This is a genomic window from Labrenzia sp. THAF35 (assembly GCF_009363595.1).
Taxonomy (GTDB): domain Bacteria; phylum Pseudomonadota; class Alphaproteobacteria; order Rhizobiales; family Stappiaceae; genus Roseibium; species Roseibium algicola.
This window is the reverse complement of record NZ_CP045380.1, coordinates 246474-259385: the sequence shown is the minus strand read 5'-3', so window position 1 is coordinate 259385 and position 12912 is coordinate 246474. Positions and strand designations below refer to the sequence as shown.

General features: G+C 60.3%; 12 protein-coding genes. 8 read left to right on the top strand and 4 right to left on the bottom strand.

Going from position 1 to position 12912, the window contains the following annotated elements:
- Window positions 1–152 precede the first annotated feature (152 nt).
- The 3 genes from FIU93_RS01235 to FIU93_RS01225 all read left to right on the top strand — a co-directional run bounded on the left by FIU93_RS01235 (window position 153) and on the right by FIU93_RS01225 (window position 3257).
- Entirely contained in the window at window positions 153–1169 is a 1017-nt protein-coding gene (locus FIU93_RS01235) for a C4-dicarboxylate TRAP transporter substrate-binding protein (protein WP_075284590.1), read from the top strand.
- A gap of 76 nt (window positions 1170–1245) precedes the next feature.
- A complete protein-coding gene (locus tag FIU93_RS01230) occupies window positions 1246–1890 on the top strand; it encodes a TRAP transporter small permease (protein WP_152504623.1) in 645 nt (214 codons plus the stop codon).
- Window positions 1887–3257 (top strand): TRAP transporter large permease, encoded by a 1371-nt coding sequence (locus FIU93_RS01225; protein ID WP_023002120.1) that lies wholly within the window; start codon window positions 1887–1889, stop codon window positions 3255–3257. Before FIU93_RS01230 ends, FIU93_RS01225 begins: the two co-directional genes overlap by 4 nt.
- A gap of 93 nt (window positions 3258–3350) precedes the next feature.
- On the opposite strand, the gene FIU93_RS01220 is transcribed toward FIU93_RS01225, so the two are convergent.
- Together FIU93_RS01220 and xseA are read right to left on the bottom strand one after the other, a co-directional pair.
- Entirely contained in the window at window positions 3351–3947 is a 597-nt protein-coding gene (locus FIU93_RS01220; protein WP_023002119.1) for a DUF805 domain-containing protein, read from the bottom strand.
- A 120-nt stretch (window positions 3948–4067) separates the two neighbouring features.
- Window positions 4068–5630: an exodeoxyribonuclease VII large subunit gene (xseA, locus tag FIU93_RS01215; RefSeq protein WP_077290771.1), complete on the bottom strand. Its 1563-nt coding sequence runs from the start codon at window positions 5628–5630 to the stop codon at window positions 4068–4070.
- Between the two features lie 198 nt (window positions 5631–5828).
- Between xseA and FIU93_RS01210 the strand changes: the two genes are divergently transcribed.
- The 3 genes from FIU93_RS01210 to FIU93_RS01200 all read left to right on the top strand — a co-directional run bounded on the left by FIU93_RS01210 (window position 5829) and on the right by FIU93_RS01200 (window position 9225).
- Window positions 5829–6587, top strand: coding sequence for a 16S rRNA (uracil(1498)-N(3))-methyltransferase (locus FIU93_RS01210; RefSeq protein ID WP_075284587.1), 759 nt, complete (start codon window positions 5829–5831; stop codon window positions 6585–6587).
- 344 nt (window positions 6588–6931) lie between these two features.
- Window positions 6932–8305, top strand: a complete 1374-nt coding sequence (locus FIU93_RS01205; RefSeq protein ID WP_152504622.1) for a glutamate--cysteine ligase — start codon at window positions 6932–6934, stop codon at window positions 8303–8305.
- A gap of 146 nt (window positions 8306–8451) precedes the next feature.
- Entirely contained in the window at window positions 8452–9225 is a 774-nt protein-coding gene (locus FIU93_RS01200; RefSeq protein WP_055657690.1) for a DUF937 domain-containing protein, read from the top strand.
- 127 nt (window positions 9226–9352) lie between these two features.
- Here FIU93_RS01200 and FIU93_RS01195 read toward each other — a convergent pair whose 3' ends face one another.
- Window positions 9353–9667, bottom strand: a complete 315-nt coding sequence (locus tag FIU93_RS01195) for a DUF1127 domain-containing protein (protein ID WP_023002113.1) — start codon at window positions 9665–9667, stop codon at window positions 9353–9355.
- 263 nt (window positions 9668–9930) lie between these two features.
- Between FIU93_RS01195 and FIU93_RS01190 the strand changes: the two genes are divergently transcribed.
- On the top strand, window positions 9931–10806 hold the full coding sequence (locus FIU93_RS01190) for a LysR substrate-binding domain-containing protein (RefSeq protein WP_006935582.1): 876 nt from the start codon (window positions 9931–9933) through the stop codon (window positions 10804–10806).
- A 171-nt stretch (window positions 10807–10977) separates the two neighbouring features.
- Window positions 10978–11868: a LysR substrate-binding domain-containing protein gene (locus FIU93_RS01185; RefSeq protein WP_055657693.1), complete on the top strand. Its 891-nt coding sequence runs from the start codon at window positions 10978–10980 to the stop codon at window positions 11866–11868.
- A gap of 39 nt (window positions 11869–11907) precedes the next feature.
- Here FIU93_RS01185 and FIU93_RS01180 read toward each other — a convergent pair whose 3' ends face one another.
- Window positions 11908–12825: a DMT family transporter gene (locus FIU93_RS01180; RefSeq protein ID WP_152504621.1), complete on the bottom strand. Its 918-nt coding sequence runs from the start codon at window positions 12823–12825 to the stop codon at window positions 11908–11910.
- Window positions 12826–12912 lie beyond the last annotated feature (87 nt).

The window sequence follows — 12912 nt, the reverse complement described above, 5'->3', positions numbered from 1 at the left end:
GCGGAAAGAAGCATCGATTTCCTGCCGGAAAGTGTTGCCAGCAAGAACTGGCACGGGTCATGCTACAGGCTCATCGACTTGGCACGGGCTTGTGCGCGGAGGTGTTCAGGCCGAGCTGTCAAGGAAATGAGCAAACGTCTTGGGAGGATTGCATGCTCTTTTCACTGAAATCCGCAACCGCTGTATCCGCGGCTGCGCTGTCTCTGGTATTCGCCACCGAAACCTTCGCCGCCGACGTAACCTGGAACGTGTCGCTCTGGGGCAAGCGCCGCGCGTTTACCGAGCATGTCGAAAAGCTGGCCGAAGAAGTGGCCGCAAAGACCGACGGCAAGTTCGAAATCAAACTGCAGTACGGTGAAGCCCTGTCGAAGTCTCGCGAGAATCTCGACGGCATTTCCTTCGGTGCGTTCGAAATGGCGCAGATCTGCGCCTCCTATCACCCGGACAAGAACCCGAGCTTGACGGTTCTGGAACTGCCGTTCCTGGGCGTGAAGGACCTTGACCAGGAAATCAAGGTATCGATGAAGCTCTATGAGCATCCCGCCGTGAAGGAAGACCTTGGCCGCTGGAACGCTCAGGCTCTGATGCCTTCGCCGATGCCGCAGTACAACTTTGCTGGCAAGGGCGATGTGCCGAGCTCGATTTCCGACTTTGACGGCATGCGCGTGCGTGCCCTTGGCGGCATCGGCCAGTTGATGGAATCTGTCGGCGCGGTGCCGACCTCCGTGACCGCTTCGGAAACCTATCAGGCGATTGATTCCGGCACGGTGGCGGCTGCCAGCTTCGCACCGCATGCGCATCTGTCGTTCAAGGTGGTTGAAGTCGCCAACTGGTGGACCAAGAACCTGAACCCGGGAACCGTGCAGTGCCCGGTGATCGTGAACATCGACGCTTACAACGCTCTTCCGGACGACTTCAAGGCAGCTCTCGACAGCTCGGTTGAGCCGGCCCTGGCGCATTACCTGGAGACCTATGACAAGGTCTACGAAAAGTGGTGGCCGGAACTGGAAAGCCGTGGTGTGACGCAGATTGAGTTCTCCGATGCCGAACTGGCTGCCTTTGCCGAAAAGGCCGGTCCGATCCAGGCCGCCTGGGTGGAAGAGCAGTCCGCCAACGGTCTGCCGGCGCAGGACATCCTGGACATGGTCAAGTCGACCCTCGCGGAATAAGCCCGGCAAGCCTGGACTGTTTCACACTCTTCCCGGCGCGACCTGCGCCGGGAAGCCAATGCTCGGGGCTTAACTCATGAACACAATCGATCCCGGAGGACGTTCCGTTTCGGAGCGCCCGGTCACCTATATCCGCTTTGACGGCTGGCTCGCTCACGTCGAGAATGCCTTCAACCTGTTTGCCGCAGGAGCCATCCTGGCCTTGATGCTGCTGGCCGTCCTTCAGGTTGTCGGCCGCCTGGGCTTCAATACCCCGGTACCCGGCTTCATCGACATCACCGAACAGGCAATGGCTATCTTCGCCTTCGCCGGTATTGCCTATTGCCAACGCGTCGGCGGCCATATCCGCATGGAAATCGTGCTCGGCCGGCTAAGCGGCCGAACGCTTTACATCTGCGAAATGCTGGGTGTCATCCTGATCGCCTTCACGGTCGCGCTCCTGATCTGGGGCTCCTGGTACCATTTCGACCGGTCCTGGACGATCGGCGACAGCACCATGGATATCCGCCTGCCGACCTGGCCGTCCAAGCTGATGGTTCCGATCGCGCTCAGTCTCCTGTTCCTGCGCCTGTGCTTGCAGATCTACGGGTACGCCCGTCTGGTCGTGAACCCGTCTCGTGAAGCCTATTGCGTGCCGATGATCGAGGGTGTCGAGGAACACGCCAAACACGAGATCGAAGAAGCCTTTGGCGATGACGTGGAAGAAGGAGGCGCGCGATGACGCCGTTTGAAGTTGGCCTCCTGATGACCGGCGTCCTGCTGGTCCTCGTCGTCCTGGGTGTGCGTGTGGCTTTTGCCGCGGCCTTTACGGGACTGGTCGGCCTTATCGTGCTGTTCTCCCTGAAAATGGGGTTCTCCAAAGGCTTCTTCGTGGCCTTGCAGATGGCCGGCACGATCCCGCATTCCAAGTCGGTCACCTATGCCCTGTCGGTGCTGCCGACATTCATTCTGATCGGCTTCCTGGCTTTCTACGCCGGGTTTACCAAGCAGCTTTTCGAAGCGGCAAAGCGCTGGCTGGGCTGGCTGCCGGGCGGCATGGCCGTAGGCACGGTGTTCTCCACTGCCGGTTTCGCAGCTGTATCAGGCGCATCGGTGGCAACAGCCGCGGTCTTTGCGCGTGTCGCCATTCCCGAAATGCTGGCCGCCGGTTATTCCAAACGACTGTCGGCTGCCGTCGTTGCCGCCGGTGGCACGCTGGCCTCGCTCATCCCGCCGTCCGCAATCCTGGTGATCTACGCCATTCTGGTGGAACAGTCGGTCGGCAAGCTCTTGATCGCCGGTTTCCTGCCGGGCGTGTTCTCGGCATTGATCTACGTCGGCATCATCGTGGCCGTTGCCGCCTGGCGTGGCGATGCACCACCGGTCGGCGGCTTTACGTGGAAAGAGCGCTTCGAAAGCGTGCCCGGAACTCTGCCGATCATCGCCGTCGTCGCGATCATCTTCTGTTCGTTCTTCTTCGGTCTGGCCACCCCGACCGAAGCCGGTTCGCTCGGAGCCTTCGTGGTGCTGGTCGTTGCGTTCATGAAAGGCATGCGCACCAAGCAGCTCGGCCAGGCCTTGCACGAGACCGCGAAACTGACGGTGATGATCTTCACCCTGATCTGGGGCGTGCTTGTCTACGTGCGGTTCCTGGGTTTTGCCGGCCTGCCGGACGCCTTCAAGGACTTCATCGTCGCCCTGGATTATTCGCCCTGGGTGGTGATGGTCTGCATCCTCCTGGCTTACGCCGTTCTCGGCATGTTCATGGATGCGATCGGCATGCTCATCCTCACGCTGCCGGTGGTCTATCCTGCGGTGATGGCGCTGAACGGCGGTGAAGGCGTGTCAGCTGCCGACAGTGCGTTCGGCATGTCGGGTGAGGCCTGCTCGATCTGGTTCGGCATTCTGGTGGTGAAGATGGCGGAACTCTGTCTGATCACACCACCGATCGGGTTGAACTGTTTCGTTGTCTCGGGAGTGCGGCCGGATATTCCGGTGCAGGAAGTCTTCCGCGGCTGCGTACCGTTCTTCGTTGCAGACGTCCTGACCATCGCAGGCCTTTTGGCATTCCCTTCGATCATCACCATCCTGCCCGAGCTGATGGCCTGACGGGAAAGCCGAGATGAAGAAAACAAAACGCCGCCGGAAGGTTTTTCCGGCGGCGTTTTTTGTTGCTGGCCGGGGAATTGCCCCGGGTTCGGGTTAATCGAAGATGTGAGCCTGGCTCTGCGGAGTATCGAACCGGTTGGGTCCCTGTGTGCCGGAGAAGAACATGTTGGCGAACCCCTGACAGAGGGCGAAGAGACTGCCGACAATCGGGATGAACCAGACGAGCAGCCAATAGCCCGACACATCCCTGTCGTGGAACCGGCGAACCTGAACGGAGAGGTTCGAAATGGAGAACGGCAGGATCAGCAACCACATGGTCAGTCCACTTCCGCTTGCCAGTAGTTCGTCCGCGTTTGCGTAGTATTGAATCTCGTTCTCGATCGCGGTGAAATAGGCAAAGATGACCGCGACCATCATGATCAGGTTGAATGTGCCGATGCCCCAGTAACCGAGCCTGCCGATGCGGCCGTTGAAGCTGAAAAAGAAACCGAGGAACTGCATCACCGCATCGATGATGGAAAGACTGCTGTCGCCGGCAACCTGAACGGCGGCGCCTCCGGCGCGCGCATACCCGCCGGCGCTCGAAGCATAGGCATTGTTGCCCGAATAGCCGTTCTGGCTCGGGCCCCACTGGCCCTGACCTTGCGGGTCCAGTCCACGTTTTCCAAATTGCTTGCGCTGCACAGGCATGAGTATCCCCCGTTCGAAAATTACTTGTCAGAACGAAGGTAACCTTACGCGAGCCGGTTTAAGATTGACGTAAGGGACGTGGTTAAATCTTGGTGAAATTGCGGAGGGTTTTCTACCCGTTCAGAACAGGCTGCCCTGGCTGGTTGCCGGTCCCTTGCCGGTCGCCGGTTTTTTCACTTTGGCAGGCTTCGGGCCGGCACTGTCGCTGAGCGCGACGGCGTCAACCGTACCGTCCGCCAGTTCGATGGAAAGGGCTGCACCAGACGCGATCGCTGCCGCCGAGCGCACCGGCTGGCCGCTGTCGTCGCGCACCACGGCATACCCGCGTGCAAGCACATCCTTGTAGGAAAGCGACTTCAGCAGTTTCTGCAAACCGTCAAGGCGCGCCTTTTCCTGCGACAGGCGGGCAAGATAGGCCCGGTCAAGCCGGTCCCCCAGACCGGACAGGCGCTCGGTCCCGAGCGTCGTCTGCTGGGCGAGCCGGGCCGGTGTCAGTCGCACGGCCAGGGCCTCGAAGGCATGCCGCTTTTGCGAGACCGCGACTTGCAGCGCGCGCTGCTTCCGCTCGCTCGCCTGGACAAGATCCTGACGGGCTTTCGTGCTCAAGCGGGACAGGAGCAACGGTGACAGGCGCCCGGCAAAATTCTGGTAATGGGTCCGGTGCGTTCTGGTGCTCACGATCAGTGCGCGTTCCAGGCTGCTGGCCAGTGTGTCGAATTTCTGGCGCGGCAGGGCGAGAAGGTCTTGCGGCGCGGGCAGGGCGGCGCTGGCGGCACGCAGTTCTGTTCGCCGGGAGGTCACGAACCGCACCAGGCCCGAATTGAGCCTGCGGGAACGGTCGTCGACCATGGCCATAAGCTCGGCCTTCACCGGCACGGCAAATTCGGCAGCGCCCGTCGGCGTCGGGGCACGCAGGTCGGCGGCAAGGTCGATCAGCGTCCAGTCCGTTTCATGGCCGACGGCCGAGATCAGCGGGATCTGGCTGTCTGCGGCTGCACGGACGACGGCTTCCTCGTTGAAGCCCCACAGGTCCTCGATACTGCCGCCTCCGCGGGCTACGATCAGGACGTCCGGCCGCGGGATCGGTCCGCCGGGTTGCAGGGCGTTGAAGCCGCGAATGCCGTTGGCGACTTCCGCACCCGAGGTCTCGCCCTGGACGCGGACCGGCCAGACCAGCACATGCAGCGGAAAGCGGTCGGCGATCCGGTGCAGGATATCGCGGATGACGGCACCGGTCGGCGAAGTGACCACGCCGATGACACTCGGCAAGGGCGGCAGCGGGCGCTTGCGCTCCTCGGCAAAGAGGCCTTCCGCGGCAAGTTTCTTCTTGCGCTCTTCCAGCAGCGCCATCAGGGCGCCAGCTCCCGCCGGTTCCAGGGAGTCGATCACCATCTGGTATTTCGACTGGCCCGGGAACGTGGTGATCTTGCCGGTGGCGATCACCTCCAACCCCTGTTCAGGCTGGATCTTCAGCTTGGAGGCTGCCCCGCGCCAGATAACGCCGGACAGGACCGAGCGGTCGTCTTTCAGGTCCAGATAAATGTGACCGGACCCCGGCCGGGAGATCCGGCCCAGCTCGCCGCGCACACGCACGTAACCGAAAGCATCCTCCATCGTACGCTTGATGGAGAAGGAAATTTCGGAGACGGAGAATTCGGCGACGTTGGACTGGGTTTCGCTCACGCAGGTGATTCCTCTTCTGCCCCGAAAGTGGCCGTTCGGGGAGGCAGGGTCAAGGACCGTGCGGACCGCCTTTGCCCAAGGCTTGGGAAAAGAAGATACGGCTTAAGCAGGCGCGTAAGAATCGAATAGGCTGTGGAAGCTTCCACAGCCATCCGAACCGCCTTGAAACCCTCACAATCGAGCGCATACCTAAGCACCATGGCCAAATACGAGTTCAATATGCAACGACTGTTCCTGCGACATATCCTTGCCGATGGCGCACGCATAGATGCGGACCGCAGCCAGGCGAACTATCTGCTGAACGTTCTGCGCCTCAAGGATGGCGACTACGTGCTTGTCTTCAACGGCAATGATGGTGAATGGCTGGCGAAGATCGTCAGCAATGGCCGGCGCGACTGCACTTTGCAGCTGATGGAACGCACTCGCGAGCAAACCTCGGCAAATGACCTGATGTATATGTTCGCGCCGCTCAAGCACGCCCGGCTGGACTATATGGTGCAAAAGGCCGTGGAGATGGGAGCTGGCAGCCTGAAGCCGGTGCTGACCCAGCATACCCAGGCCAGCCGAATCAATCTTGAGCGGATGGAAGCAAACGTGATCGAAGCGGCCGAGCAATGCGGTGTGCTGGCCGTGCCGGAAGTTCTTGCGCCCCAGCCGCTGACGGATGTGCTTGCGGTCTGGAACGAAGCACAGCCCGGCCGCAGGTTGCTGTTCTGCGATGAAGCGGAAGGGACAAACAATCCGCTTTTGACCCTGGCCCAGATGAAGGAAAGCGGTCCGAAGCCGCTCGCCATACTGATCGGGCCGGAAGGCGGTTTTTCCGATGAGGAGCGGTCTCTTCTGCGCAGTCTCGATTTTGTCACGCCAATTCCCCTGGGCCCACGTATCCTGCGCGCCGACACGGCAGCTGTCGCAGCCCTGGCGGTTCTGCAGGCAACGGTGGGCGACTGGAGGTAGGCGGCTGTCCGGCTGCACGGAACCGTTATTCATGTTCAGGATCACGTGACAGCGTTGGGGGAGGGGACCTTGCTTGATCTGGTATTGCTCCTCTCCAAGGTCAGGGCAAAGCTGGGATCGGCACCGTTGCAGAAGCCGGTTGCACATTCCCCGACGAACGGCTTGCGTTCCTGAAACGGACCGGCATGATCACCACGCACACTTCGGTGTCGTTTCCTTGCTTGCATTCTTGTTTCAAGAAACCTAAATCACCGAGGCTCAAAAGCGTTCCTCCCGGAACGCGCCGGATCACTGCGGTTTGTAGGGGGCAGCCTGACGGGCCGCGCAGTTTTTAGGACGCTTTCATGGCCCGCGATACGGTCGACTCCACCCCGATTGAAACGGTTGCGGACCTTGCCGCGACGCTCGAGGAGGGCTGTAAGCCGGAAGAGAAGTTTCTCATCGGCACCGAGCACGAAAAATTCGGCTTCTGCCTGAACGAACTGACGCCAATTCCCTATGGAGGTGAAAAGGGCGTCGAGGCCATCCTGACCGGCATGGAAAAGCTGATCAACTGGGAGCGGATCGAGGACGCAGGCAAGATCATCGGTCTGGCCGACGACCGCGGCGGCGGCGCGATTTCCATCGAGCCGGGCGGTCAGTTCGAACTTTCTGGCGCGCCGCTCGACAACCTGCACCTGACCTGCCGCGAAGCCAACCAGCACCTTGCCGATGTGCGCCGCGTGGCCGAACCGCTCGGCATCGGCTTCCTTGGCATCGGCATGACCCCGACATGGTCTCGTGCCGACATGCCGCGTATGCCCAAATCCCGCTATGACATCATGACCAACTACATGCCGAAGGTCGGCTCGCTTGGTCTCGACATGATGTACCGGACCTCCACCATCCAGGTGAACCTCGATTTCTCGTCCGAAGCGGATATGGCCCTCAAGATGCGCGTCGGCCTGGCTCTGCAGCCGATCGCGACCGCCATTTTCGCCAATTCGCCCTTCACCGAAGGCAAGCCGAACGGCTTCAAGTCCTTCCGCGCCCAGATCTGGACCGACACCGACCACGACCGCACCGGCGACATGCCCTTCGCTTTCGAGGAAGGCTTCGGCTTCGAGCGTTATGTGGAATGGGCAATTGATGTGCCGATGTATTTCGTCAAGCGCGGCTCGACCTACTACGACGTTACGGGCACCACTTTCCGCCAGTTCATGAACGGCGCGCTGGAAGGCAAGGTTCCGGACGCAACGCCAAATATCGGTGACTGGAACAACCACCTGTCCACGCTTTTCCCCGATGTCCGGTTGAAGAAATACATCGAGATGCGCGGCGCTGACGGTGGCCCGTGGCGGCGCATCTGCGCTCTGCCGGCACTCTGGGTCGGCCTGCTTTACGACAAGGGCGTGCTCGATCAGGCCTGGGAACTGGTCAAGGACTGGACCCAGGAAGAACGCGCGGCTCTTCGTGCAGGCGTTCCCAAAACCGCCCTGCAGACACCTTTCCGCTCAGGCACCGTTCTGGATGTCGCCAAACAGGTGCTTGCCCTGTCCCAGGACGGTCTCAAGCGTCGCAATCGCCTGAGCGATGGCGATCTGGACGAGCGCGTGCATCTGGCTCCGATCGAGGAAGGCCTCGCCTCCGGCATGTGCCCGGCAGACGTTCTGCTGCAGCGCTATAACGGTTCCTGGAAGGGCGATATCAGCCAGGTCTTCCGCGACTACGCCTACTGAACAAGCTTCGCCCGCAGCATCAAGTTGTGGGCGACCGGCGCTGTCCGCAAAAGGCCTGAATTGACCTGAGGCCCGCGAAGCGTCACTCTGTCTGTGATCGGTCTTTTTTCTCAAGGCCTTGCAACAGCGTGAGCGGAGCGACGCAAATGACTGGCAGCGAGACGGGAGCTCCTCCCTTCGACATCTTTTCCTTGTCGGAAGATGTGCGCAACCGCTTCGGCTGGTCGAATGAAGACCTTAGCCGGGTGATGGAGCAGCTCCTGCCTGCCGCGCTCAACGGTTTCCGCTACTTCGGCAGCACGGTACCGGGCTTTTCGGAGTTCCTCGGGCAGACGTCGCCGCTTGGCTCAGTCGCGCAAAACCCCTTTGCCGGCTACGCAGGTCTGTTCCAGAGTCCGTCCGATGCGGCCCTGACACCCTTTTTCGGGCCTGAAGCTGTTCAAAAGGCGCTTGCCAGCCAGATTTCCGGCCTCACAGGCCTTCAGCGCGATGCCATCCAGGAAATGATGCCCGTGGCGGCGACGCTTGCCATGGGGCAGATTGCCAGGCCCTTTGTCCACGGTGAAGCTCGTAACCTGCTTGACGCCTATCTGCGCGGCTTTGCCAGAGGCCGGCCGAAACCGCAGCCGACCCCGGTCGACTACCTGCAAGGCTATGCCGAGGCGATGCAATCCTTCTGGGGCGCGTTCCTGCAACCGGCCAGCATCGTTACGAAATCCGCCTCGCCAGAGCCTGAGCCCGAGCCGCAGGAAGAAGAATTGCCCCCGGACGACGAGCCGGAAGGCCCTGAGGGCAATGCGTCCGAGTTTGAGGAAATGGTGTCGAGCTGGATGTCCGCCGGCCGTGATTTCCAGTCCAACCAGTTCAAGGCTTTCGACAGTTTCTTCGAAAAGGCCGCCAAGGATTTCCGCGACGTTTGAGACGTCTTCAGGTTTGGGCCGCCCTTAACACTTTTTTTCAAAAAAAAGACCCGCCGGTGAGGCGGGTCAGGTTCGTCAGCAAGGCTTGCCGACAGGGGCTGCAAATGAGGGGAGGTCAGCCGAAAGGTCAGGCCGCCAGCTGGCGGGTCTTGCTTTCGGTCACGAGTGTCATCATCGGCTTGTCCTGCGCCGAATTGGCGGCGCTATAGCCGATGGTCTCGCGGAGCGCTGAAGATCCGTTCACCAGGGATGTCGGATCGGTATAGAACGGTTGGGCCAATGCGCGTCGAACGTCGCTCCGCGTCAGGCCGATGTCCTTCAACTGCTCGTCGGACCAGTCATTCAGTTCCGCGAACTGACGACGGTTTTTGGACACACGCCATACACGGGCAACCATCTGCCCGAAGAGAGCGAAGAACGGGGTGCTTGCTGTATGTGTCATGGCAAAATTCTCCTGTTGGCGGACGGAGGGATTCCGACTGCCTGTTCCGAGCCTGATTTGGCGTCGCTTGTTGTGGAACATCTCCTATGTGGACTGTTTTCTGCTATTAATCCAACGAATGTTTGTGATTGAAATTATCACTTTCTGTGAAGTCAAAACCCCCAAAGCGCTTCGATTCAAGCAAGGCGGCCGCTTCGCGAAATCATTTCCCCTTTAAATGGATGCCATGTTAAATATGAGCATCCTTTATCAGTGAGGCGCTCATGCTCGACCTGGATCAGCTCCGGACCTTTGTGGCCATTGCCGAAAGCGGCAGCTTCACCAAGGCGGCGGACAATGTGCACAAGACACAGTCGGCGGTGTCGATGCAGATGCGCCGTCTGGAGGAGCGGATCGGCAAACCGCTCTTTGTCCGGGTTGGCCGGCAGTCCCGCCTGACCGAACATGGCGAGCGTCTGCTTCACTACGCGCGCCGGCTCGTGCAATTGAACGACGAGACGCTTGCCGCTTTCGATGACACGGAACTTGCCGGGCTCGTGCGTCTGGGCACACCGGACGACTACGCAGATCGGTTCCTGCCGGAAATTCTGGCACGCTTTTCCAGGTCCAACCCCAAGGCGGAGGTTAGCGTCGTCTGCGCCCCGACACCCAATCTGGCCGACATGATCGCCGAGGGTGAGCTGGATGTCGCCATCATCACCCACGTACAGAAGCGTGGTCGCAAGAACGTTGATCTGGTACGGCGTGAACCTTTGCTCTGGGTTGTCTCGGCCCGCCACGCGGTGGAAAACGAGTCCCCCCTGCCTCTGGCGCTGGGGCGCGCTACCTGCGACTGGCGCCGGGCTGCGATCAATGCGCTCAGCGATCAGATGCGCGAACATCGCCTGCTTTATTCAAGCTGGAACTCTACGGCAGTCGGCGCCGCGGTCCTTGCCGGGCTTGCCATTTCCGTTCTGCCGGAATCTGCGCTTCGGTCCGGCATGCGGGTCCTGACGGAAGCCGAGGGTTTCCCTAAATTGCCCGATTGCGAAATCGGTATCATGCGGTCCTGGCATAACAATTCCCGGGTCACGGATGCCCTGGTCGAGCACATTGTTTCATCGCTCGACAACCTTTCGGTTCCACTCGCGGCCGAATAGTTGCAGGCGAACGGAATTCCCGGAACGATTTCAAAATCTTACCTAGAGTATTGATTTGTCCTGCTGGCCAAATATCGTTTGAAGTGTAAGAAGTTGTGATGTATCTTTAGTAAATCAATTCGAATCTCAAATTTCACCACCGGTTTGTGGCTCATTTCATAGGGTCCTTGCATGCATCACGCACTGGACATCGACCAACTTCGAACGTTTTTGGCGATCGCGGAGTTGGGAAGCTTCACCAAGGCTGGTGAGGCTGTGCACAAGACGCAGTCGGCAGTCTCCATGCAGATGCGGCGGCTGGAAGAGCGTGTTGGTCAGCCGATCTTCATCAAGGACGGGCGCCAGTCCCGGCTGACGGAAAACGGCCTGCGGCTGGTCGAGTTCGCCCGCCGGATGATTATGTTGAACGACGAGACCCTGTCTGCCTTCAATGGCCAGAAGGAAGTCGGCCATGTGAAGCTGGGCGTGCCGGACGATTATGCCGACCGGCTGCTGCCGCAGGTGCTGGCGGCCTTCAATCGGCTCAATCCTTCCATTGAAGTGCAGGTGGAATGTCTGTCCAGTGCCCGGCTGACGGATGCGATCCGGGAAGGAACGCTCGACGTTGCCATCACGACCTCCCAGGATACGATGGACCTGCGCGGTGAAATCATTCGCCGTGAACCGCTCTACTGGGTTACGTCTAACCAACATTGCGCCCACACACAGGACGTTGTCCGGTTGGCACTCGGACCGGTGACCTGTGGTTGGCGCCGGATTTCGATGGATGCGCTCGACCGGGCGGGACGCCCCTACCGGGTCTCCTACACAAGCTCCAGCGCGGCGGCTCTCGTCGGTGCGGTTCAGGCCGGACTCGCCGTGACGGTGTTTCCTGAAAGCGCAATTCGAGACGGCATGCGTATTCTGGACGAGAAGGACGGCTTTCCGACGCTGCCCTATTGCGACATCGCCCTGCTGCGCTCGGATACGGCACGCGAAACCATGCACGATACGTTGTGCAACCACCTGGTGGCAGCGATCGGCAACGTTGGCAGCGGCACAACGCAACTGGCGGCGGAATAAACCTCCGCCGTCCGGTTTCTTCTCGTGTCAGGGATGGACCTATCGGGCGCGCAGCATCATCAGGTTGCCACCGATGACACAGGCCAGACCGGCGGCGGCCACTGGCGTCCACTGATAGCCTTCGAAAATGGTCGACAGAGTGAGAGCGACCACCGGGAACATCACGGTGGCATAGCCTGCCCGTGCTGAGCCGATGCGGCCGAGCAGGGTCAGGTAGGAAGCAAAGGCGATGACCGAGGCAACAACAGCCAGATAGATCAGGCTTCCGAAATAGTTCACGGACCATTCGACGGAAAAGCTCTGGCCGCGCAGGGCCGAGAAGATCCCCAGGAAAAGCATGCCGTAGACCATGCCCCAGGCAGTGGCCGGTGTAACGCCGATGCCGCGCCGCTGGGTGTCAGCCGACAGCATGTTGCCCAGGCAGAAGGACAACGTGCCGCCGACGCACATGGCGAGGCCAATGGCAGCTTCGTCGTTGAACTCTGCCCCGGCCAGCTTCGGCCAGAACATCAGGCCTATACCCAGAAAGCCGAGCAGCCCGGCACCGAGAGCGATCGGGCTTGGTCGTTGTCCGAACAGGATCAGTCCCAGAAACAGGTTGAAGATCGAGGCGGTCGAGAAGATCACCGCCAGCAAACCGGACGGCAAAATGGCCGCGCCGTAGTAGAACAGCGTGAAGTTGGTGGAAAACAGAAACACGCCAAGTCCGGCAAACCGCAGGTGATCCTGAAGGCCAAAGGCAAGATGGTGTCCGCGAAAGCGTGCCCACGCCATCATGATCGACGCTGCCAGCACAAAGCGCCAGAACACAGACACTTCAGGCGCGACCGTTGCCACCTGGCCCTTCATCGCAATCCAGCTGAAGCCCCAGGCAAGAACCGTCGCCGCGTAAAGACCATAGTCGGTTGCACTGAAACCGGCAGAGCCGGGCCGGAGGCTGGGGGATGCAACGCTCATGAATGAACCGATCTTTATGGGGATGTCGTTCCTAAGATTGGCGGTCAGGACACTTCAATGCAAATGATTGTTTTTGATGTTTTCATC